Origin of the sequence: Streptomyces sp. NPDC059832 (assembly GCF_042731715.1) — a bacterium.
In the GTDB taxonomy this organism is placed as follows: domain Bacteria; phylum Actinomycetota; class Actinomycetes; order Streptomycetales; family Streptomycetaceae; genus Streptomyces.
Genome location: NZ_JBHWIY010000066.1, coordinates 1 through 21,689, shown reverse-complemented (window position 1 = coordinate 21,689; position 21,689 = coordinate 1). Strand labels below are relative to the sequence as shown.

General features: G+C 71.7%; 18 protein-coding genes and 2 pseudogenes. 9 read left to right on the top strand and 11 right to left on the bottom strand.

What is annotated here, in order from left to right:
• The 4 genes from ACFV8T_RS43870 to ACFV8T_RS43855 all read right to left on the bottom strand — a co-directional run.
• A partial coding sequence (locus ACFV8T_RS43870; RefSeq protein ID WP_385339091.1) for an alcohol dehydrogenase catalytic domain-containing protein occupies positions 1 to 509 on the bottom strand: 509 nt, incomplete at its 3' end.
• A gap of 370 nt (positions 510 to 879) precedes the next feature.
• Positions 880 to 1,674 carry a GNAT family N-acetyltransferase gene (locus tag ACFV8T_RS43865; protein WP_385339088.1) on the bottom strand — a complete coding sequence of 265 codons (795 nt, stop codon included), beginning with the start codon at positions 1,672 to 1,674 and terminating at the stop codon, positions 880 to 882.
• Between the two features lie 77 nt (positions 1,675 to 1,751).
• Positions 1,752 to 2,567: a TetR family transcriptional regulator gene (locus ACFV8T_RS43860; protein ID WP_385339086.1), complete on the bottom strand. Its 816-nt coding sequence runs from the start codon at positions 2,565 to 2,567 to the stop codon at positions 1,752 to 1,754.
• Between the two features lie 133 nt (positions 2,568 to 2,700).
• Positions 2,701 to 4,482, bottom strand: a complete 1,782-nt coding sequence (locus tag ACFV8T_RS43855) for a 3-hydroxyacyl-CoA dehydrogenase family protein (RefSeq protein WP_385339083.1) — start codon at positions 4,480 to 4,482, stop codon at positions 2,701 to 2,703.
• A 360-nt stretch (positions 4,483 to 4,842) separates the two neighbouring features.
• On the opposite strand from ACFV8T_RS43855, the gene ACFV8T_RS43850 reads away from it, so the two are divergent.
• Positions 4,843 to 5,424 (top strand): adenylosuccinate lyase, encoded by a 582-nt coding sequence (locus ACFV8T_RS43850; protein WP_385339080.1) that lies wholly within the window; start codon positions 4,843 to 4,845, stop codon positions 5,422 to 5,424.
• A 16-nt stretch (positions 5,425 to 5,440) separates the two neighbouring features.
• Here the strand turns inward: ACFV8T_RS43850 and ACFV8T_RS43845 are convergent, their stop codons facing one another.
• The 3 genes from ACFV8T_RS43845 to ACFV8T_RS43835 all read right to left on the bottom strand — a co-directional run bounded on the left by ACFV8T_RS43845 (position 5,441) and on the right by ACFV8T_RS43835 (position 8,865).
• On the bottom strand, positions 5,441 to 6,007 hold the full coding sequence (locus ACFV8T_RS43845) for a GNAT family N-acetyltransferase (protein WP_385339078.1): 567 nt from the start codon (positions 6,005 to 6,007) through the stop codon (positions 5,441 to 5,443).
• Positions 6,008 to 6,068: 61 nt separating this feature from the next.
• Positions 6,069 to 7,673, bottom strand: a complete 1,605-nt coding sequence (locus tag ACFV8T_RS43840) for an alpha/beta hydrolase (RefSeq protein WP_385339075.1) — start codon at positions 7,671 to 7,673, stop codon at positions 6,069 to 6,071.
• A 151-nt stretch (positions 7,674 to 7,824) separates the two neighbouring features.
• Positions 7,825 to 8,865, bottom strand: a complete 1,041-nt coding sequence (locus tag ACFV8T_RS43835) for an Rv2578c family radical SAM protein (protein WP_385339073.1) — start codon at positions 8,863 to 8,865, stop codon at positions 7,825 to 7,827.
• A 149-nt stretch (positions 8,866 to 9,014) separates the two neighbouring features.
• Here ACFV8T_RS43835 and ACFV8T_RS43830 point away from each other — a divergent pair, with 149 nt between their 5' ends.
• From ACFV8T_RS43830 to ACFV8T_RS43810, 5 genes and pseudogenes are all read left to right on the top strand, one after another.
• Positions 9,015 to 9,458, top strand: a complete 444-nt coding sequence (locus tag ACFV8T_RS43830; protein ID WP_385339070.1) for an SRPBCC family protein — start codon at positions 9,015 to 9,017, stop codon at positions 9,456 to 9,458.
• 187 nt (positions 9,459 to 9,645) lie between these two features.
• Positions 9,646 to 12,117 (top strand): MFS transporter, encoded by a 2,472-nt coding sequence (locus tag ACFV8T_RS43825; RefSeq protein WP_385339068.1) that lies wholly within the window; start codon positions 9,646 to 9,648, stop codon positions 12,115 to 12,117.
• 201 nt (positions 12,118 to 12,318) lie between these two features.
• Positions 12,319 to 14,751, top strand: a complete 2,433-nt coding sequence (locus ACFV8T_RS43820) for a SpoIIE family protein phosphatase (RefSeq protein ID WP_385339065.1) — start codon at positions 12,319 to 12,321, stop codon at positions 14,749 to 14,751.
• Between the two features lie 109 nt (positions 14,752 to 14,860).
• Positions 14,861 to 15,604: a methyltransferase domain-containing protein gene (locus ACFV8T_RS43815; RefSeq protein ID WP_385339062.1), complete on the top strand. Its 744-nt coding sequence runs from the start codon at positions 14,861 to 14,863 to the stop codon at positions 15,602 to 15,604.
• Between the two features lie 216 nt (positions 15,605 to 15,820).
• Positions 15,821 to 16,331, top strand: a pseudogene (locus ACFV8T_RS43810) (DinB family protein).
• 34 nt (positions 16,332 to 16,365) lie between these two features.
• Here ACFV8T_RS43810 and ACFV8T_RS43805 read toward each other — a convergent pair.
• Positions 16,366 to 17,799 (bottom strand): amidase, encoded by a 1,434-nt coding sequence (locus ACFV8T_RS43805; protein WP_385339060.1) that lies wholly within the window; start codon positions 17,797 to 17,799, stop codon positions 16,366 to 16,368.
• Between the two features lie 47 nt (positions 17,800 to 17,846).
• Between ACFV8T_RS43805 and ACFV8T_RS43800 the strand changes: the two genes are divergently transcribed.
• Genes ACFV8T_RS43800 through ACFV8T_RS43790 form a run of 3 tightly spaced genes read left to right on the top strand, consistent with a single transcriptional unit; the run spans position 17,847 to position 20,003 of the window.
• Positions 17,847 to 18,497 carry a TetR/AcrR family transcriptional regulator gene (locus tag ACFV8T_RS43800; RefSeq protein ID WP_385339058.1) on the top strand — a complete coding sequence of 217 codons (651 nt, stop codon included), beginning with the start codon at positions 17,847 to 17,849 and terminating at the stop codon, positions 18,495 to 18,497.
• Complete coding sequence (locus ACFV8T_RS43795) at positions 18,494 to 19,387, top strand: alpha/beta fold hydrolase (protein WP_385339055.1); 894 nt, start codon at positions 18,494 to 18,496, stop codon at positions 19,385 to 19,387. Before ACFV8T_RS43800 ends, ACFV8T_RS43795 begins: the two co-directional genes overlap by 4 nt.
• Before the next feature lie 58 nt (positions 19,388 to 19,445).
• The gene (locus ACFV8T_RS43790) at positions 19,446 to 20,003 is read left to right on the top strand and encodes a DinB family protein (protein ID WP_385339052.1); all 558 of its coding nucleotides are present in this window, start codon (positions 19,446 to 19,448) and stop codon (positions 20,001 to 20,003) included.
• Positions 20,004 to 20,037: 34 nt separating this feature from the next.
• Here ACFV8T_RS43790 and ACFV8T_RS43785 read toward each other — a convergent pair whose 3' ends face one another.
• From ACFV8T_RS43785 to ACFV8T_RS43775, 3 genes and pseudogenes are all read right to left on the bottom strand, one after another.
• Positions 20,038 to 20,445: a GntR family transcriptional regulator gene (locus tag ACFV8T_RS43785; protein WP_385339049.1), complete on the bottom strand. Its 408-nt coding sequence runs from the start codon at positions 20,443 to 20,445 to the stop codon at positions 20,038 to 20,040.
• 46 nt (positions 20,446 to 20,491) lie between these two features.
• Entirely contained in the window at positions 20,492 to 21,472 is a 981-nt protein-coding gene (locus ACFV8T_RS43780) for an ABC transporter permease (RefSeq protein WP_385339047.1), read from the bottom strand.
• Positions 21,469 to 21,689, bottom strand: a pseudogene (locus ACFV8T_RS43775) (ABC transporter ATP-binding protein); the annotation flags it as partial. The gene ACFV8T_RS43780 and the pseudogene ACFV8T_RS43775, both read right to left, overlap by 4 nt.

The following is a 21,689-nucleotide window of genomic DNA, read 5'->3' as shown; positions in this document are numbered from 1 at the left end:
AAGCCCCAGATGCGCTGCTCGGGGTCGAGCATCGTGTCGTTGTGACCGTCCGAGGACTCCAGCTCGACCGAGAGGCAGTGCGCGACGACCTCGTCGCCGGGGTGCCAGGCATTGACGCCGGGACCGGTCCGCAGGACGACGCCCGCCAGGTCGGAACCGATGACGTGGTACGGCAGGTCATGGCGCCTGGTGAGCTCGCTGAGCCTCCCGTAGCGCTCCAGGAAGCCGAAGGTGGACATCGGCTCGAAGATCGAGGTCCACACGGAGTTGTAGTTGACCGAGCTCGCCATGACGGCGACCAGGGCCTCGCCGGGCCCGAGTTCGGGCACGGGGACCTCGTCGAGGTGCAGCGACTTGCGGGGGTCCTTGTCGCGGGTGGAGAGCCCGTGGAACATCTCGGTCTCGTCCTTGTGCACGGTCACCGCGCGGTACGACTCAGGAATGGACAGGGCCGCGAAGTCCGCGGCCGTGCTGTCCTGCGATTGGATCGCGTCCAGGATTTCCTTCACGGTGTGCCTCCGGCGGATGGGGGCGCTGAGGGATCGCTTGAGAGTCCCTGCGAGCAAGAGGGGAGCGGTGTGGTGTGGAGGTGGTGCCGTCGGTTCGGCGGTCAAAGCTTCGGCTTGCTCTGTGGAGCAGAAGGGGTTGCCTGTGACGCAGGCGTCCGGGCGCGCAGGCAAATCGCTTGCGGGGACAGCCGGCGTACGTGAGATCTCGGCACGCCGGCCGCCCGGACAACTTCAACGTATGGCACTCTGTGACACCTGGCAAGGCACTCGGTGCCAACAATTTCTCTCACTTGTCACCCGCAGGGCACCGATGAGCGGTGAGGGGGGTGTTTCGCAGGGATATGCCGGGTAGATGACGGCGAATGATCGATCAGTGAGACCGGAACACATAGGGGGTCGTGGTGCTCAGGGCCACGAATCCGAGCCGCCGGAGGATCGGGCTGCTCATGTCGGAGGCATCGACCTGAAGGTAGCGGTAGCCGCGCTCCGCCGCGATCCGGGCGCGGAAGGCCACCAGGGCCCGGTAGACGCCCTTCCCGCGCCACGCCTCGACCGTTCCGCCGCCCCAGAGCCCCGCGAAGCCCGTGCCCGGGTACAGCTCCATCCGGGCCGAGCTCACCGGCTCGTCGCCCACCATGGCGAGGACGCCGACGAAGCCGTCCGGGTCCTCGGCAAGCCTGGCCAGCACCTGATGCCGCAGCCGCGACCAGTCCGAGCCGAACGCCCGCTCATGGGCACGGGCCATCAGTTCCACGTCCTGCGCGTCACTCACGGTGCGCAGCCGCACGCCGTCGGGGAGTTCCACCGCCGTCGAGAGGTCCGCGACCGGGGCGACCAGCAGGGTCTCCGGCTCCTCCGCCTCGAAACCGGCCGCCAGAAGCCTGTGCGCCAGATCGGCCGGCCGGTCGTGCGCGTACAGCTTCCACTCGAACTCGCCGTGCCCGAGCGCCGCGAAGTGCGCCACCTGGGCCGCGATCACGGCGTCCGCCCGTGCGGGATCCAGGTCCGGGGCCGACCAGACGACGGCGTTCCAGTCGTCGGCCGTGCCGACCTGCCGTACGACATCACCGGTGTGCTCGACCCGTACGCCGGGGCCGTCGGGGCGGGCGTGCTCGCGCATCTCGCGGTCGAAAAGGGCCAGCAGTGCTTCGTGATCACGATTCATCCGCCCACCACAGCACCGGTGCGCGGCTGCGGCAACCAGGTTTCGGCGGTGGGGGCGTGCCGGCCGGCACGCCCCCGTCAGCGGTCCTGGAGCGCCTGCTGGATCGTGCGCATCACTTCGTCGAGCGGCGCGTCCGTCCGTGCCACGGCGACCAGCACCTCGCCCTGGGACGTCACCGAGGCGGCCGGCTGCTTCGCGGGCTCGGCGCCGACGGTCCGGCCGGCCCCGATACCGGTCCCGAAGGTGTCGCGGACGATCGCGAAGGCATGGTCGAGCTGCGCCTCGACGTCACCCTCGCCGCCCGCCCGCAGCCAGCGGCGCAGCACATGGTTGTGCGCGGTGACGACGGCGGACGCCGCGACCTCCGCCAGCAGCGGGTCGTCATTGCCGACGTGGTGGTCGCGCTCGTCGAAGTGGCCCAGCAGATAGCGGGTGAACAGCCTCTCGTAGCGGGCCACCGAGGCGATCTCCGCCTCGCGCAGGGTGGGGACCTCGCGGGTCAGCTTGTAACGGGCCACGGAGACCGCGGGCTTCGCCGCGTACATCTTCATGACTTCCTTGATGCCGCGGCAGACGGTGTCGAGGGGGTGCTCGTGCGCCGGTGCGGCATTGAGGACGGCCTCGGCCCTGACGAGGGTGTCGTCGTGGTCCGGGAAGATCGCCTCTTCCTTGGAGCGGAAGTGCCGGAAGAAGGTCCGCCGGGCGACTCCGGCGGCGCCCGCGATCTCGTCGACCGTCGTTGCCTCGTACCCCTTCGTGGCGAAGAGTTCCATCGCCGCGGCGGCCAGTTCACGGCGCATTTTGAGCCGTTGGGCGGCGGCGCGCGTGCCTGCGGCACTTTCCGGGGCGTCGGGCGCGGCGGAGACACGGGGGGACCTGGCGGGCTGGGACATGGTGTGAACGTACTGCATCGGGTCGGGGGAGTGCGCCCGTGGGGGCGGGCCGCCCGAAGGATCGAGCAGCCCTCCCCACCCCGCCCCAGGCCCCGAGGGGCCGACGGCGGGCTCCGCGGCGTCGCGGACCCTCTCAGCGCCGGGCATATTCGCGGAAGCCGCGCCCCGTCTTGCGGCCGAGGCAGCCGGCGGCCACCAGATGTTCGAGCAGCGGAGCCGGAGCCAGGCCCGGGTCGCGGAACTCGCTGTGCAGCACCTTCTCGATGGCCAGGGAGACATCGAGCCCGACAACGTCGAGCAGTTCGAACGGACCCATCGGGTAGCCGCCGCCCAGCTTCATCGCGGCGTCGATGTCGTCGAGGGTCGCGTAGTGCTCCTCGACCATCTTGATCGCGTTGTTGAGGTAAGGGAACAGCAGCGCGTTCACGATGAAACCGGCCCGGTCCCCACAGTCCACCGGATGCTTGCGGACCTCGGCACACACCTCACGGACGGTGGCGTGGACGTCGTCGGCGGTGAGCACCGTACGGACCACCTCGACCAGCTTCATCGCCGGCGCCGGGTTGAAGAAGTGCATCCCGATCACGTCCTGCGGACGCGAGGTGGCCCGCGCGATCGTCACGACCGGCAGCGACGAGGTGGTGGTGGCGAGGACGGCACCCGGCTTGCAGACCTTGTCCAGGGTCCCGAACAACTGCTGCTTGACCGCCAGGTCCTCGGCGACGGCCTCCACCGCGAGATCGACATCGGCGAAGGCGTCCAGCGAACCGGCCGCGGTGATCCGGGCCAGGGCCCCGTCCCGCGCCTCGGCCGTCAGCCGACCCTTGGTGACGGAACGTTCCAGCGACTTGGCGATCCGGCTCTTCGCCGTGTCCGCCTTCTCCTGGCCGCGGGCGGCGAGCACCACGTCGTACCCGGCCTTCGCGAAGACCTCGGCGATCCCCGAGGCCATCGTCCCGGAACCCGCGACACCCACCGAACGCACGGTGCGCCCGGCCACCGCCGCCCGGTCGTCCCGCGGGGTCAGCGCGTCCGGCACCACGGTCCGGCTGCCGGCCGCCTCGTACGTGTAGAAGCCGCGGCCCGACTTGCGGCCGGTCAGCCCCGCCTCGCTCAGCTGCCGGAGAACGGGCGCCGGGGCGTGCAGCCGGTCGTGCGACTCGGAGTACATCGCCTCCAGGACGGTGCGGGCGGTGTCGACCCCGATCAGGTCGAGCAGGGCGAGCGGGCCCATCGGCAGACCGCAGCCGAGCTTCATCGCCGCGTCGATGTCCTCCCGGGAGGCGTAGTTGGCCTCGTACATCGCGGCGGCCTGGTTGAGGTACCCGAACAGCAGCCCGTCGGCGACGAAGCCCGGCCGGTCGCCGACCGCGACCGGCTCCTTGCCCAGGCTGCGGGCGAGCGCGGTGACCGCCTCGACGGCCGGCGGCGCGGTCAGCACCGAGGACACCACCTCGACCAGCTTCATCGCCGGTGCCGGGTTGAAGAAGTGCAGACCGAGCACGCGCTCGGGGCGCAGCGATTCGGCGGCCAGCCGGGTCACCGAAAGGGCGTTGGTGCCGGTCGCCAGGATCGCGGTGGGGGAGACGATCGCGTCGAGCTCCCGGAAGACCTGCTGCTTGATCTCGTACGACTCGGGCACGACCTCGATGACCAGCTCCGCCTCCGCGGCGGCCCGGAGGTCGGCGAAGGTACGGAACCGGGCGAGGACATCGCTCCGCTCCTCCTCGGTGATCCGCCCGCGCCGCACGGCGTGGGCGGTCGAGGCTTCCAGGGCGGCGACGGCCTGACGGGCGGCCGCTTCGCTGATGTCGATGCCGATGACCTCGTGGCCGGCGCGGGCCAGGACCTCGGCAATGCCGGTGCCCATGGTGCCGAGGCCGACGACGGCAATGGTGCTGAGCGGGGTGTCCATCACGGGACTCCAGAGAATGAGTGACGACTGAGAGGAGGCACGGCGCGCGCTGAGAGGGAGAACCGGCGCGACACGTGCGGGAATTGCGTGTCGTGGTACTCGGGGCCGGGGCGCGATGAGCACGCCGGGACCCGGAAGGGGCGACGGACTCTGTCCCGGAGTCACGTCTCGCAAAACTGCCGAACCGACAAGCACTCCGGGTGGCTGCGTCACCAGGCCACCGGAGCAAGCGGGGATCGTGTCCCGCTCACATGAGATTAACTGCCTGGTAACGAGCGCGCCAGCCCCCGGTCGTTGTGCGCCATGCCACATTCCCCCTGCCCCTCGATACGCAGAGTCCCCGCCGATACGCTGACGGTCATGGACGAGGAGTTCCGGTCGCTGGCGGACCGGCTTGCTGACGAGGCGGACGCGGCGGGGGAGTCGGCGGCGTACCGCGGACTGCTCGCCACCGAGGACGACGAGGAGCTGGCCGGCGTCCTGGTGGAACGCGAACGCCCGCTCTGGGCCCGCGAGATGGCCGCCTTCCGGCTCGGCTGCGGCGGAGACCGGCGGGCCTTCGAGGCGCTGGTCCTGCTGCTCAACCACCGCGACCCGGAGCGGTGCGTCTCCGCCGCCCACGCCCTGGTGTGCCTCGGCGACCCCCGGACACCCCGGGCCGCCGCGGCCCTCGCGACCAACGCCCTGCGCACCGCGTACGCCCTGCACCCGGTGCGGCTGCTCACCGCGCTGCGCGCCCCGGAGTCCGTACCGGCGCTGATGAGCACCCTGGAACGGCTGCTCGCCCCGGGCGACCCGCACTGGCGGGTGGCGCTGGCCTGTGTGGAGGGGCTCGGGCAGCTGGGGGACGAGCGGGCCCGTCCGCTCCTGGCGGCCGCTCTGCCGCACCCGAGGCTCGGTGGCGCGGCCCGCGATGCGCTCGTCCGGCTGGACACGGCCTGAGGAAGCGCCGGGCCCGTCAGGCGGCGGGACCACCGAGGGGACGCACGTACCGCACCTCGGGCACGAGCGCGCCGTCCGCCTCGAAGGACTCCTCGGCGCCGTCGGGACGGAATCCCGCGCGCTCGTAGAAGCGGCGGGCGAGGGCGTTCTCCTTCAGGACCCACAGCGCCAGGTCCGGGAAGCCGTCGGCCGCGGCGCGGGTGAGTGTCTCCGCCATCAGGGCGCGACCCGCCCCGGTCCCGATCTGCTCGGGCGCCACGTAGAGCGCGTACGGTTCGCCCCGCGCGAGCGGCTTGCCGTTCTCGCGGTACGGGCCGTAGCAGGCCCAGCCGATCACCCCGAGGCCCGGCCGTTCGGCCACCACGTTCACGATCGTGCTGCCCCCGGTGAAGGACGCGCGGCGCCGCTCCACGTCCTCGGCGACGGCGAGGTCCATGCCGTCCAGGTACGACCGCGGCACCAGCCCCGCGTACGCGGCCTGCCAGCCGCGCACCCGGAGCCGGGTGACCGCCTCGCAGTCGTCGACGGTCATGTCCCGCACACGTATGTCGGAGGGCGGGGCGGGCGTGGTCCTTGTCGTCATACGGGCCGTCCTGGCGCATCCGTCAGGACGGCCCGTACCCGAGTCGGACCGCGGGCCGCCGTCAGCGGCGGAAGCCGAGCAGCCCGTGCAGGGTGCTGCCCCTGCTGCCGTAATCCGTCCGACGCGCCGACTTCGCAGCCGCCTCGCCGGTCAGCGGCTGCGGGTCGGGCGACTTGGCGCACACCGCGTCCGCGTCGCCCCGGTTGCCTCCGCCGCGCGGGACGGTGCCCTTGGCGAGATAGTCCGCCAAGTAGGTGTCCAGGCAGTCGTTGCCGCCCAGCGTGATGCCGTGATTGCCGCCGCCCTGCTCGACGACCAGGCTGGAGCCGCGCAGCCTGCGGTGCAGCGTGACGCCGCCCTCGTACGGTGTGGCCGCGTCGTCGGTGGCCTGGAAGAGCAGCACCGGCGGGAGCGCGCCGTTGGAGACGCGCACCGGATTCAGCGGTTCCACCGGCCAGTCGGCGCACGGGGCGTTGTACCAGTTGTTGTTCCAGGTGAAGAAGGGGGCCTTGGCGTGCACCCGCCGGCTGTCGCCGCGCCAGGTGTTCCACTGCCGGGGCCACTGGGCGTCGCGGCACTGCACGGCCGTGTAGACCGAGTACCCGTTGTCGCCCTCGGTGTCGACCGCGCCGAACTTCTTGTACGCCTTCACGAGCGCGTCCTGGTCGCCGTCGTTGGCGTACGCGGCGAACGCCTCGGCCAGATACGGCCAGTACCCGTCGTAGTAGCCGCCCGGCAGGAAGATGTCCTCCAGCTCGCTCGGGCCGACCTTCCCGCCCGCGGGGTGCGTCCTGACGGCCGCACGCATCGCGTACCAGGCGCTCTCGACCTTCGCCGGGTCGGTGCCGAGCCGGTAGGCGGCGTCGTGCTTCGCCACCCAGGCGGCGAACGCCTTGTGGCGGGCGTCGAAGGCGTAGTCCTGGCCGATGTTGTCGTCGTACCAGACGCCGTCCGGGTCGACGTTCGAGTCGAGGACCAGACGCCGCACCCGCTCCGGGAACAGCTTGGCGTACACCGCGCCGAGGTAGGTGCCGTACGAGTACCCGAAGTAGTTGAGCTGCCGGGAGCCGGTGGCCCGCCGGATCACATCGAGGTCCTTCGCGGCGCTGACCGTGTCCATGTGGGGCAGCAGATCCGGGTACTTGCGCCCGCACGCCTCGGCGAACGAACGGGCCCGGTTCCGGTTGGCCTGCTCGACGCCCGGCGAGTCGGGCACCGAGTCGGGGCGCAGCGGATCGAAGTACTTCGGCACGCAGTTCAGCGCCGGCCTGCTCCTGCCGACACCACGCGGGTCGAAGCCGATCACGTCGTACTGGGCGGTGATCGCCTTCGGCAGCGAGGACGCCACGAATCCGGCCATCGTCAGGCCGCTGCCGCCTGGGCCGCCCGGGTTGACGAGCAGGGGGCCCTGGAAGGTCTTCGCGGTGTGCGGGATGCGGGACAGCGCGAGGGTGATCCGCCGGCCCGACGGGTCGTCATGATCGAGCGGGGTGCTGACCGATGAGCACTGCAGCCGCGGATACGACTTGGTGCCGCAGTCGGTCCATTGGAGCTTCGCGGCGGTGGGCCGCGCGCCGTTGTCGGCGGTTGCCGGGGACGGCGCGGCGGTCACCAGGCCGGCGACCGTCGCACCGACGGCGAACAGAATTCCTGAACGTTTCGTCATATGGCCTCCCGTGGTGGGGGGAACACGGCTGCGCGTGGCGCAGCCCCCGCCGCATGCTCCCCGCATTCACGCCAGGAAGGACCTGTTATCTCAAGAGTTGACCCGTTTGCCCGCGTTGGTCCGTCGGGGTCCCCGCGGTGGTTCCGGCGGATCAGAGCAGGGTCAGCTGCGTGGGCCCGGGGCCGTCGAGCGGCGAGTGCTGTTCCTTCCGTGCCGGGAGCCGTCGGGCCGCGCCGCGGTGCGAGGGCCCGATGCCGAATTCGGCCGCCAGTTCGTGGACATACCGGGTGATGCGGCGCTGGTACCACTTGGGCGCGTAGGGCCCCTCGGCGTACAGCCGCTCGTAGCGCCGCACCAGATGGGGGTGGTGGTTCCCGAGCCACTGCATGTACCACTCCCGGGCGCCGGGACGCAGATGGAGGACGAGCGGGGTCACCGAGGTCGCCCCGGCGGCGGCGACGGCGCGGACCGTGGCACGCAGCTGGTCCGGATGGTCGCCGAGGAACGGGATGACGGGGGCCATCAGTACGCCGCAGTCGATGCCGTTCTCGCTCAGGGTGCGGACGGCGTCGAGGCGGCGCGCGGGGGAGGGGGTGCCGGGCTCGACGGTGCGCCACAGCGCGTCGTCGACGAAGCCGACCGAGACGGAGATGCCGACGTCGGTGACCTCGGCCGCCTGCCGCAGCAGTTCCAGATCGCGCAGGATCAGCGTTCCCTTGGTCAGGATCGAGAACGGGTTCGCGTGATCGCGCAGGGCCGAGATGATGCCGGGCATCAACCGGTACCGGCCCTCGGCGCGCTGGTAGCAGTCGACATTGGTGCCCATCGCGATGTGCGCGCCGTGCCAGCGGCTGGACGCGAGCCGGTCGCGCAGCAGCTCCGGGGCGTTGGTCTTGACGACGATCTGGGAGTCGAAGCCGAGGCCGGTGTCGAGATCCAGATAGCTGTGGGTCTTGCGCGCGAAGCAGTAGACACAGGCGTGCGAACAGCCCCGGTACGGATTGACCGTCCATTCGAACGGCATCCGCGACGCGCCCGGTACCCGGTTCACGATCGAGCGGGCCCGGATCTCATGGAAGGTGATCCCCCGGAACTCGGGGGTGTCAAAGGTGCGCGTGGTCACCGCGTCGGCGGTGAAGAGCGCGCTGTTCCCGGTCGTGGCGGGGTTCTCGACCAGATTGTCCCAGCGCATGGACGCCTCCTCGGTAGTACTGGACAGAGAATAGAACACTTGTTCCCTTGATCGTTTTCTCCCCTTCGTCCCGGACCGGATTTTGAGCGGCGTGCCGGAGGTGATTGGCTCAGCACACCCCCGAACAACCGAGTGCTGGAGGAACAGCCATGGCGCAGGTCGAGGCCACGACAGAGCGAGTCATCGCGGCGGACGCGGAGACGGTGTTCGACGCGCTGGCCGACTACAAGGAGGTCCGGGGCAAGGTGCTGCCCGGACACTTCAGCGAGTACGAGGTGCGTGAGGGCGGTGACGGCGAGGGCACCCTCGTCCACTGGAAGCTCCAGGCCACCAGCAAGCGGGTGCGCGACTGCCTGCTGGAGGTCACCGAGCCCACCGACGGCCGGCTCGTGGAGAAGGACCGCAACTCCTCGATGGTCACCACCTGGACCGTCACCCCGGCCGGTGAGGGCAGGTCGAAGGCCGTCGTCTCGACCGTCTGGAACGGTGCCGGCGGCATCGGCGGATTCTTCGAGAAGACCTTCGCGCCCAAGGGGCTCGGACGGATCTACGACGAGCTGCTGCAGAACCTCGCCGCCGAGGTCGAGAAGTAGCCCGACCCGCTCTTGACCGGCCTCACCGGTTCGGGTGGTTTTCTCGGCCCGTCGGTTGTGCGCCGTAGTGGCTCCCACCGGGAGTTAAGCCCCCCGAGTACGCCGTCGGCGCCCCCCGTCGCGTTTGCCCTCCCTCGTCGCGCGATGCGAGAAAAGGGCGGCGCAGATGCGACGAGGGGAGCGGCACGTGGTGGGTGGGATCACTCTGTTGGAGGAGGAGCCGGGCGGCACGGGGACCGCCGAGGCGCCCGCCGGGCCGCCCTCGCCCTCGCCCCCGCCGCCTCCTGCCGAGGCCGCGCCGGTGCAGGCGGCCCCCGCCCCGTCCGGCGAACCGGAGACCAGCCCCCGCCGTATCCGGCTGATCTTCCTCGGGCTGATGCTCACGCTGCTGCTCGCGGCGCTCGACCAGATGATCGTCGCCACCGCGCTGCCGAAGATCGTCGGCGAGCTGCACGGCCTGGAGAAGATGTCCTGGGCCGTCACCGCGTACCTGCTCGCCTCCACGATCGGACTGCCGATCTACGGAAAGCTCGGCGATCTCTTCGGCCGCAAGGGCGTCTTCCAGTTCGCCATCGTCGTCTTCGTCATCGGCTCCGCGCTCGCCGGCTGGTCCCGCACCATGGACGAGCTGATCGCCTTCCGCGCCGTCCAGGGCATCGGCGGCGGCGGGCTGATGATCGGCGTCCAGGCGATCATCGCGGATGTCGTACCGCCCCGGGAACGCGGCCGGTTCATGGGGCTCATCGGCGCCGCTTTCGGCCTCGCGTCCGTGGCGGGCCCGCTGCTCGGCGGCTTCTTCACCGACCATGCCTCCTGGCGCTGGTGCTTCTACATCAACGTCCCGTTCGGCCTGGTCACGCTCGCGGTCATCACCGTCGTACTGAAACTCCCCAGGCCCGCCGTCCGGCCCCGCCTCGACGTCCTCGGCGCGCTGCTGCTCGCCGCCGCCTCCACCTGCCTGGTGCTGCTGACCAGTTGGGGCGGTACGGAGTACGCATGGGGCTCGCGCACCATCCTGGGGCTGGGGGCCGGAGCCGCCGGAACGACTCTGCTGTTCCTGGTCGTCGAGCACCGGGCCGCCGAACCCATCATCCCGCTGCGGCTGTTCCGCGACTCGATCTTCAATGTCACCGCGCTCGTCGGCGCGGTCGTCGGGGTGGGGCTGTTCGGCGCCGCCAGCTATCTGCCGACCTTCCTCCAGATGGTCGACGGCGCCACGGCCACCGAATCCGGGCTGCTGATGCTCCCGATGATGGGCGGCATCGTCATCGCGTCCGTCGTCTCCGGCCAGCTGATCTCCCGCACCGGCCGCTACCGCATCCACCCGATCCTCGGCGGCGCGTTCTCGGTGGTCGGGATGTGGCTGCTCTCCCGCCTCGAAACCGACACCCCACGCATCGAATACAGCATCGCGCAGGCCGTGCTCGGCATCGGGATCGGGCTGATCATGCCGGTGCTGGTGCTCGCCGTGCAGAACTCCGTCCAGCCCGCCGACATCGGCTCCGCCACCAGTGCCAACAACTACTTCCGGCAGATCGGCGGCAGTGTCGGGGCCGCCGTCTTCGGGACGCTCTTCGCGGGCCGCCTCGCGGACGCGCTCGCCGTCCGCCTGCCGTCCGGCGCCGACCTCCCCGACCCCGAGTCGATCACCCCGCAGCTGGTCCACGCGATGGAGCCCGCGCTGCGCGACAGTTACATCCAGGCGTACGCCGACGCGATGCCGCGGATCTTCCTCTACCTCGTGCCGGTGCTCGCGCTCGGCCTGTTCCTCGCCTTCTTCCTCAAGGAGAAACCGCTGGTGTCCCATCACAGCCCCGAAAGCACCGCCGAGTCCGTGACCGTTCCGGCCGCCCGCACCACTTCGGCCACCGAGGCCGCCGCACCGCCGCCCGTCCACCTGTCGGGCGTGCCGGTGTGCGGCAGCGTCCAGCACTCCGACGGTACGAAGGTCCCGCGCGCCGCCCTCACCCTCATCGACGTCCAGGGCCAGCAGGTCGGACGGGGCGCGAGCGGCGACGACGGGCGGTACGCGCTGAGCGTGCCCGGCGCCGGTTCGTACGTCCTCATCGCCGCGGCCGGCGGACACCAGCCGCAGGCCGTCAGCGTCACGGTGGGCGAACGGCCCGTCGAGCTCGACGTGGTGCTCGGCGGGGCCGGGCGCCTCGCCGGGACCGTCGTCACCGCCGACGGCATCCCGGTGCGCGATGCCGCCGTCACCCTCACCGATGTCCGCGGCGAAGTCGTCGCCTCCACCCGCAGCGGCCGTGAAGGCGGTTATGTGATCACGGAGTTGGTGGCGGGCGAGTACACCCTCGCCGCCAGCGCCCCCGCCTTCCGGCCAGCCGCGCTGCCGGTGAGCGTGCAGGCGGCCAGGGAGACCCGGCAGGACATCGAACTCGCCGGCGGCGCGGTGCTGCGCGGCATCGTACGGGCGAGCGGCGGCCGGCCCGTCGAGGACGCCCGGGTCACCCTCCTGGACGCGGCGGGCAATGTGGTCGACACACTCACCACGGGGCCCGACGGGGCATTCCGGTTCGTGGACCTGTCCACCGGCGAGTACACGGTGATCGCGGCCGGCTACCCGCCCGTGGCCACCGTGCTCCAGGTCGCGGGCGGCGGACGCACCGAACGCGATCTCCAACTCGGGCACGAGGACTGACCGTTCGGAGGAAAGGCGGGCCGACCGGTGGCTTCCCGGCCGGCCCGGCGCCGCGGCCGGACCGCTCCGTGCGCGTGCCGTTGCGCCGGGCGGACCACCCCGGGCCGCGATCGGGCCGATGACCGGCGGGGGCCGGCCGCGGGGCCGTACCGTGGAGTCACGAACCGCAGAACGTTGCGGTGGGGAAGGAGCCTTCCACCCATGGATCGCGATGTGCCGGCACAGCGGACACCACTGTCGCGTGACGCCTCGACGGGCCGTGTGCCGCTCGCCGTTGCGGTGGTCGACGAGCGCGGGCTCGTCTCCCACTGGTCGAGCGGCGCGAGACGGCTCTTCGGCGTCACCAGACAGGAGGCGGTCGGCTCACCGGCCGGTGAACTCCTTCCGGTCTCCGGTGTGCTGGGGCAGGCGGAGGAGGACGGCACCGGCTTCGGCCCCGAGGCCGAAGGGGCGCCGGGCGGGACCTTCTGCTACCCGACGGCGGGCCGGGCCCGGGTCGACGAACCGGAGCGGGGCCGGATCGACGTCCTGTGGTGGGCCTATCCGCTGGTCGGCCCCGGTTCCGAGCGGCTCCTGGTCCTGGCCGCGGACGCCGGCCGGCCGGCCGGGGGCGGCAAGGGCGACGGCCGGGACACCGGAACGGTCGCCCCCGCCTTCGCGCTCCACACCGACTTCCCCGGATACCAGGAGCTGGCGGGCCGGCTGCCCGAGATCCTGCCCAGCATGAGTGTGGGGGAGGCGACCAGAATCGTCGCCCAGGTCCTCGAACTCGGCTATCCCGTCCTGGAGTTCATTCACCGGAGCCGGGTCCCGGTCACCCCTGACTGGGGCGTGCCGCGGCGCACCTCCCGGCAGCCTGCCCACGGCCCGCGAAGCGGTGGCGACGGAGCACCCGCGCCCAGCGCCGTCCCCCGCCCCGAACTGGACCTCGAATACGCGGCGGTCCGCGAACGGCTGGAGTTCCTCAACGAGGTCAGCGGCCGCATCGGCACCTCCCTCGACCTGGAACGCACCATCCGCGAGGTCACCAGCGCCGCCGTACCCCGCTTCACCGACTTCGCGGGTACGCATCTGCGCGCCGCGGTCCTCGCCGGTGAGGGCTTCCCGGACGGGCCGCCGGACGTGACCACCGTCTGGCACCGGGTCTGGGTCGAGCACAACGACGAGCCCGGCCGCTGGGACGACACCGTCCCGGTCGGCGAGTCCATCGCCTTCCCCGAGCACACCCCGTTCTTCCAGTGCATGGTCACCGGTGAGCCGGTCCTCATCCCGTACGTCAGCGAGGAGCTGAGCGACCGGATCTCGGGCGAGTTCGAGAAGCGTGACCTGCGTCCGCTGATCACCCACCGGTCGCTGCTCATCGTGCCGCTCAAGGCCCGTGACGTGGTGCTCGGCTTCATGGTCCTGATGCGCCGTCCCGGCCGTGAGCCCTTCGACGACATGGACCGCACCACGGGTGCCGAACTCGCCGCCCGTGCCGGGCTCGTACTCGACAACGCCCGCATGTACACGTACCAGGAGAACGTGGCGGAGACGCTCCAGGACAGCATGCTGCCCCAGGTCGCACCCCGGATGGCCGGCTGCGACATCGCCACCCGGTACCTGCCCGGTGCCCGGCTCGGAAGGATCGGCGGCGACTGGTTCGATTCGGTGAAGCTGCCCGGCTCCCGGACCGCGCTCGTCGTCGGCGACGTCATGGGGCACGGCCTCAACTCGGCCGCGATGATGGGCCAGTTGCGTACCGCGGTGCTGACCATGGCCACGATGGAGATGCCGCCGGCCCAACTGCTGCGCAACCTCGACGACCTGGCGCAGCGCCTCGGCGAGCTGTATCTGGCGACCTGCCTCTACGCCGTCTACGACCCGATCCGTTCCGAGGTCCAGATCGCCAACGCCGGTCACATCCCGCCCGTGCTCGTCCGTGCCGAGGACGGCCGGGCCGAACTCCTGACCCTGCCCACCGGCGCCCCGATCGGTGTGGGCGGCGTCGCCTTCGAGACCGCGACCGTGAGGGTGCGGCCCGGCGACCGTCTGGTCCTGTGCACCGACGGCCTCGTCGAGGTGCGCGGTCAGGACATCGGCGCCGGGCTCGCCGCGCTCTGCGCCTTTGCGGCCCACCCCGCCGCCTCCATGGACGACGCCTGCGACACGATCATCCGGGCCCTGAACCCGAGCGGCGGACGCAAGGACGACGTGGCGCTGCTGATGGCCCGGCTGAACGGCATCCCGGACAGGGACGTCGCCGAATGGCAACTCGCCCTGGATCCACGCGAGGTGGCACGATCCCGCCGCCTGGTGCGCGGGAAACTGCTCGACTGGGAGCTGCCGGACGCGGTGGAGGCGGCCGAGCTGATGGTCAGCGAGCTCGTGACCAACGCGGTGAAGCACGGCCGGTGCCATCACATCGGGCTCCGCCTGGTCCGCACCGGCGCCCTGCTGTGCGAGGTCAGCGACGACGAACCCGCCCCGGCCACCCTGCTCGACGCCGCCTCCCACGACGAGTCGGGCCGCGGCCTGCTCCTGGTGAGCAGCCTGGCCCGCGCATGGGGCACCAGCACCACGGCGCACGGCAAGACCGTCTGGTTCGAACAGGCACTCGGCGGGATCCCGCGTCCCCGGTCGCGCGCCTGGTGAAAGCCTTGCCACGGGCGGGTGGATGATGCGCGCTCTTGCCGAGGCCGTCCCGGGACGGTAGTCCGGTCCTGAAAAGAACAGCGCAGGACGAACGGACCCGGGAGTGCGCATGGACGTGTCACAGCGATACCGCGAGGCATGGGAGGGCTACTGGTCCGCCACCTCGGACACACCCGGCGAGGCGATCTGGGACTCCGACCCGTCGCTCACCTCCGTACCCCACACCGAACTGCTGCTGCCGCACGCCGACACCTCACTGCCCGTCCTCGACCTCGGCTGCGGCAACGGCACCCAGACCCGCTATCTCGCCACCCGTTTCGCCCGCGCGATCGGTGTGGATCTCTCGCACGCGGCCATCGCGCACGCCCGCCGCGCGGACACCGAGGGCGTCGCCGAGTTCGCCCAGCTCGACCTCGTCGACGAGGAGGCCGTGGCGGCCCTGTACGGGCGGATCGGCGACGCCAATGTCTATATGCGCGCGGTGATCCACCAGAGCGAGCCCGAGGCCAGGGCCGCTGTCGCCGCGGCGGTCGCGGCACTGGTGGGGGAGCGGGGACGGGCCTTCGTCGTCGAGCCGACCCCGGCCGCCAAGGATGTGCTCCAGCGGGTGGCGCAGGGCCCGGACGGCCCGCCGGAGAAGCTGCGCCGGGTCCTGGCCCACGGGCTCAAGCCCGCGAGCGCCACCGAGGAGGAGGTGCGCCGGCTGCTCCAGGAGGCCGGTCTCGCCACCCTGGCCGGCGGTGCGACCGCCCTGGCCCAGACCGAGTTCCTGCCCGACGGAACCCGCGTCGAGCTGCCCGCGCGCTGGTTCGTGCTGGGTCCCGCGGAGCGCCGGAACGGAGACCGGCGGTAGCGCGGCGATGCCTGGTTCCGGCTCGTCCGGGTGGGCCGCGGCCGGTCGGGCGGCGGGCCTGCGCCGCCGCGAATGCCGGCGCAGGTGCGTCAGTGAGACACCCGCGTCCCGTGCCACGGCCGCCTGGCACCGGGGCTCCGGGCGGACTTGCGGGAGCGTGAGCAACTCCGGCGGAGATCCCGGGCGCACCGCCGCCGCGCTTGGCATGATGGCGCGATGCATGAGGACCCGAGAAGCAGGCCTCCGCAGGCGGGCGACGAGCGTGCGTCACTGAGCGGCTTCCTCCAGTACCAGCGCGAGACCCTGGCCATGAAGTGCGCGGGGCTCACCGGCGGACAGCTGCGGGAGGCGGCAAGCCGTACCCCCTTCGGAGCTGACCCTGATCGGGCTCGTCCGGCATCTCGCCGAGGTCGAACGTTCCTGGTTCCGGCGGGTGTTGAAGGACGAGGTGGCGCCGCCGCACTGGCCCGGCCCGAATCCCGGGGAGTTCGCCGAGTTCGAGGTGGAGGGCGCCGATCCCGACGAGGCGTTCAGGATCTGGCACGAGGAGTGCGCACGCTCCCGGGCCACCGTCGAAGCCGCCGAGTCCCTCGACATCACCGGGAGTCACGGCGATGAGGTGTTCTCGCTGCGTTACATCCTCACGCACATGATCGAGGAGTACGCGCGGCACAACGGCCAGGCCGACCTGCTCCGGGAACGCATCGACGGCACCACCGGCGAGTAGCCGGACCGCGCCCGGGGGTCCGGCGGCGGTCCGGTCAGGGGCGGCCCGCCGGTGCCGGCGCCGCGGACCGGTCGCCGTAGCGGTGGGCCCACGGCAGGGCCTCCTCCAGCGCGGCCGATACGCCGAGCAGGAGGTCCTCGCGGCCCCAGCCGGCGGTGAGCGAGACCCCGAGCGGCAGGCCCTGTGAACTCCAGCCCAGCGGAAGGCTGATGGCCGGGAACCCGGTGGCGTTCGCCAGGACGGTGTTGCCCGTGAACGCGGTCATCGCGGCCAGCTCCGCCGCCGGGTCCGCGTCGTTGCGCAGCTGCCCGACGAGCGTCGGCGGGGTCGTCACGGTCGGGGTGATCACCACGTCCGCGTTCGCGTGGTCGAGCGACCAGGCGCGGGCGCGGGCCTGGACGACACCGATCGCGGCGGCCAGCTCGCCCGAGGTGAACTCCTGGGAACGGGACCGGAGATGGCGGACGATCGGGCGCAGGGACGACTCCTCGAACGCCATGGTCCTGGACCCGACCAGCGCCGTGAACATCACCTGGAAACCCTCGGTGAGCTCGGGGTCCGGCGCCTGGTCCCGGGCGAACACGTCATGGCCGAGCCCGGCCAGCGTACGGGCGGTGAGTTCGGCGGCGGCGGCGACCTCGGGATCCACGGGGGAGCCCGAGACCGACCCCTGGGCGAGCGCGATCCGTAGCCGTGGCACGGGTGCGTCGCACGCGCGCTCGTAGCTGTCGACCCGGGGCGGATGCACGGTGCCGACGCCGGTACGGGTGGTCAGCGCGTCGAGGAACGCGGCGGTGTCGCGGACGGTGCGGGCGAGCGGACCCCGTACGGAGAGCCCCATCCCGTCATTGCCTGCCGGGCCCGCGGTGACGAGTCCGCGGCTTGGTTTGAGCCCGACCACCCCGCAGGCGCTCGCGGGGGAGCGCACCGAACCGGCGGTGTCGCTGCCCTGCGCGATCGGCACCAGCAGTGCGCCGACCGCCGCGGCCGCGCCGCCACTGCTGCCGGCCGCGCTGCGGGTGAGGTCGAAGGGACTGCGTGCCGGGGCGGACACCTCGGGCTCGGTGTAGCAGGCCGCCCCGAATTCGGGAACGGTGGTCTTGCCGAGGCTGATCAGCCCGGCGTCGGCCATGACCTCGACGATCTCGTCGTTGTGCCCGGGAATCCAGTCGCGGAACAGCGCGGAACCCAGCGTGGTGCGCACGCCGGCGGTGGCTTCCAGATCCTTGACCGCGGTGGGCACGCCGAACAGGCGCGGCAGTCCGGCGCGGTCCGCCGAGCGCAGGGCCCGTTCGGCCCCGGCCGCCGCGACGCGGGCCCGGTCGGCCGAGACGGTGGTGAACGCCCCCACCCGGTCGCCGTCCCCGATCCTGGCCAGCAGATGGTCCACGACTTCGGTGGGACCGGTTTCGCCGCGCCGGTAGGCGGCGGCCAGCTGAAGAGCCGTGAGGTCGTGCAATTCCGTCATGGGCGCTCCCATTGCCGTTTCGTTACGCGTATCGATATGGTGCGGGCATGGTGGGCGAGAAGGCAAGCACTCCGAAGAACGGCCGTCCCCGGGCGGTGACGCTCGACGCGATCCTGGACGCGGCGACCGAACTGGCGGACGACCAGGGGCTCGATGCCGTGAGCTTCCGCGCGCTGGCCGACCGGCTGAATGTGTCACCGATGGCGATCCACCGCACGACGGGCGGCATCGACGCGCTCCAGCACGCGCTGGTGTCCCGGATCGTCGGCGAGGTGACGCGTTCGGTGGACTGGCCGGACGACTGGCGCGGCGTCGTCCGGCTGTTCGCGGACACGCTCCACGACCTGCTCATGCGGCACCCCGTCGTTCTGGAGGCGCACCGCCGCGCCTCCCTCGTCGGGCCCGGCGCCGACGACGTCGCGTACCGGGTCGTGGCGGCGCTGCGCAGTGCGGGGCTCGGCGAGGAGGCCGCCGCGTACGCGTACGGCACCCTGCACGACTTCGTCACCGGCCATGTGGCGATCCGCCTCGGCCGCGGCGATCTGGAACTGCACCAGCTCCCGCCGGAACGCCGGGCCGCGTCGGTGTTCGCGGACCACCACGACTACGACCGCCGGTTCTCCTTCGGCCTCGACTTCGTCATCGGCGGAATCGCCGCCGCTGCCGCCAACCCCGTATCCCACGAGGAGCAGAGATGACCCCCTCCCCGCCGGACCTGCCGAAGACGCCGGGGACGGACCTGCCGGAGACGCACCGCCTGACGGCCCCGAACGGGCGCCGCATCACGTACTGCTCCTACGGCGACCCCGCCGCCCCGCCCGTGATCGTGCTCCACGGCACCCCCGGCAGCCGTTACGAGGGCCTCGCGCTGCGGCAGGCGGCGGCGGACGAGGGCCTGCATCTGGTCTTCCCGGACCGTCCGGGCTACGGCGGGACCGACCCTGTGCCCGGCCGCGGCTTCCACCGCTGGAACGACGACTTCGTGGCCCTGCTCGACCACCTCGGCCACGAGCGGGCTCCGCTCGTGGCGATCTCGGGCGGCGGCGGGTACGCGCTCTCGGCGGCCCAGAAGCACCCCGAGCGGGTCACGCGACTGATCCTCGCCTGCGCCGCCGTTCCCGGGGCTCCCCGCGAGGCGTACGCGCGCCGGATCCCGCTGGTCAAGTGGCTGAACCGGATCGTCATCTGGGCCCCGGCGCTCGCCCGGCCGATGCTCGCCGGGAAGGGGATCTTCAAGAAGACGAGGCGCGAGCCGAACCTCGACGCCTGGCCCCGTTCCGATCGGCTGATCATGAGCACCCCCGCCTTCCGGGCGCTGTCCGACGTGGACACGGCCGAGGGCCAGCGCCAGGGGGTGGACGCGGCCATCACCGACCTCGCCGGCTACTCCCGCCCGCTGCCGGACCCGCTGGGCTCGGTCTCCGTACCGACCCTGTTCCTGCACGGCGAGGCGGACGGCAATGTCCCCGTCGAGGTGGCGCGCTGGGCGCACGCGCAGATTCCCGGCGCCGAGCTGCGCACCGTCCCCGACGGCGGTCATCTGTTCCTCCTCGCGGACCCGGAGCCGCTCCTGCGGGAACTGACCTGAGCGGTGTGTGCGGCGGTCGTCCTTCACGCCCCGTACCGCCGGTGTGAGGATGGCCGTCATGACATGGACGGCACCTCGCATCGCACGTACGACGGTCGACGGCGACCAGCTGAACATCCCGAGCACCGCGGACGAGCGGGTCATGCTGGACGGCTGGCTCCGGTGGCACCGCGAGACACTGCTCACCAAGTGCGCCGGGCTCGCCCCGGCACAGCTCGCGCGCACCGCTGCCGAGCCGTCGGACCTCAGTCTGCTCGGCCTGGTGCGGCACATGGCGGAGATCGAGCGCTGGTGGTTCCGCCGGAGCTTCGCGGGCGAGCCGATCGGCGACGTCTTCACCGGTCCGGGCGACGGGGACGAGGGGATCGAAGGGGTCGACGCCGCGCACGCCGAGCGCGACTTCGCCGCCTTGCGTGCCGAGATCGAGGCGTGCGAGGCCGCCGTGGCGGGGCGCGGCCTCGACGAGACGTTCGTGTCGGCCACCCGTGGCCGGACCGTCAGCCTGCGCTGGGTGTACCTGGTGATGATCCAGGAGTACGCCCGCCACAACGGCCACGCGGACCTGCTGCGCGAGCGGACCGACGGCGCCACGGGCGACTACCCGGTGGGGGGATGAGGGACGACTGCTCCGACACGTACGGAAGCGCTCCTCAGCCGCCGTCCGTCCCGGGCGGATACACGGCCGCGTGGGCCGACCGGAAGAGGGCGTCGACCTCCTGGCCGCTGAGCCCCTGCGCCCGTGCCTCGTTCAGCCACTCGGCGAGCGAGGTGCGCAGAGGGGAGTCGGGGCCCGCCTGGGCCGGGGCGAGGGAGCGAGTGATGAAAGTGCCCGCTCCCTGCCGGACCTCGGCGAGGCCCGCGCGTTCCAGCTCGCGGTACGCCTTGAGGGTCGTGTTCGGGTTGACCTTGGTCTCGGCCGCGACCTGTGCGGCCGTGGGCAGCCGGTCCCCCTCCTCCAGGGCGCCCATGCGCAGCGCCTGTTCGACCTGTCGCACGATCTGGAGGTACGTTGCCACTCCGCTGCGCCTGTCGATGCGGAACACGACCACCGTCTTCACCCTCCAGTTGGACTGCCGAAACGATACGTAATCGCGGCGGCAGGTCCTAAAGGGGGCGCCGGGAGGCCCGCCACAGGGTGAACGCCGTGAGGGCGACCGTGGCCAGGAGCAGGAAGCCCGCCCCGGTCCACTGCATGGCCGACATCTGGTCGTACCCCAGGTACTTGACCACGTTGTCGACGATGCCGTTCTCCTTGATGCAGGCATCGTGCGCCGCTTCGGTCGGCATCTTGGTGGTGCAGTGACCCCAGCCGAAGAGTCTGCCGTCGGAGTCGCTGATCCAGCGATCCAGTTCCCACGTGTTGTCGAGCTTCGAGGGCGCCTCGGCGTCCAGCGGGTAGCTGGTCATCCGCGGCGAGCCGAGGAACTGTCGCAGCGGGCTCCAGACCGTCTCCACGGCGACGGCGAAGACGAACGTGACCACCATGGACATGAGGACGCGACGCACCAGCAGCCCGATGGTGATGCCGGCCGCGGTCAGGAAGAGACAGAACGCCGGGAGCATCGGACCGGTGTTGTCGAAGACCGGTCCGTCGAACCACTGGTGGGGCATCAAGTCGTGGTAGGGCTTCCACCACCAGGTGAAGAACGCCGAGATCACCGTGGCGCAGACGATGACCAGCAGGTAGGACCAGAAGAGCTTGCTGGTCAGCCAGCGGCGGCGCGAAACGGACTGGGTGGTGACCAGCTGCGCGGTGCCGTTCTCCTGGTCCGCCGAGATCAGCGGGGCGCCGACGAATACGGCGAGGACCACGGGGAGCACGCTCAGGGCGTTGACGGCGTAGTCGTACCCCGGCGGGTACACCTCCCCAGCCGCCAGAGGCTTGTCCGGCCAGCCGGCCGCCGTGAGCAGATCATGCATCTGGCCGCGATAGTGGACGATCCAGATCGAACCCAGAACGATCATCGCGAGCACGGCGATCATCGAGGCGCGGTGCTGGCGCACGACGAGCCAGTTCAGTCCGTGCAGCAGGCGGGGCCGGGGCTTCCGGTCGGTCCGGGGAACGTCGGTCGGGGTGGTGCTCATGCGGTGCGGATCCCTTCCTCGATACGGGCACCGGGGGTGAACAGCGAGGGTGCGTCCGGCGAGCGGAGATACGCGAGCAGTACTTCCTCCAGGCCGGGCTCGGCGACCACCCAGTCGCTCGACAGGGGGCCGTTGGGCCGCACCAGCGCGTGGAACTGCCTGCCCTGGACACGGGTCTCGATCACGGTGTGGGGAGCCAGCAGATCGGCCGGGTTCC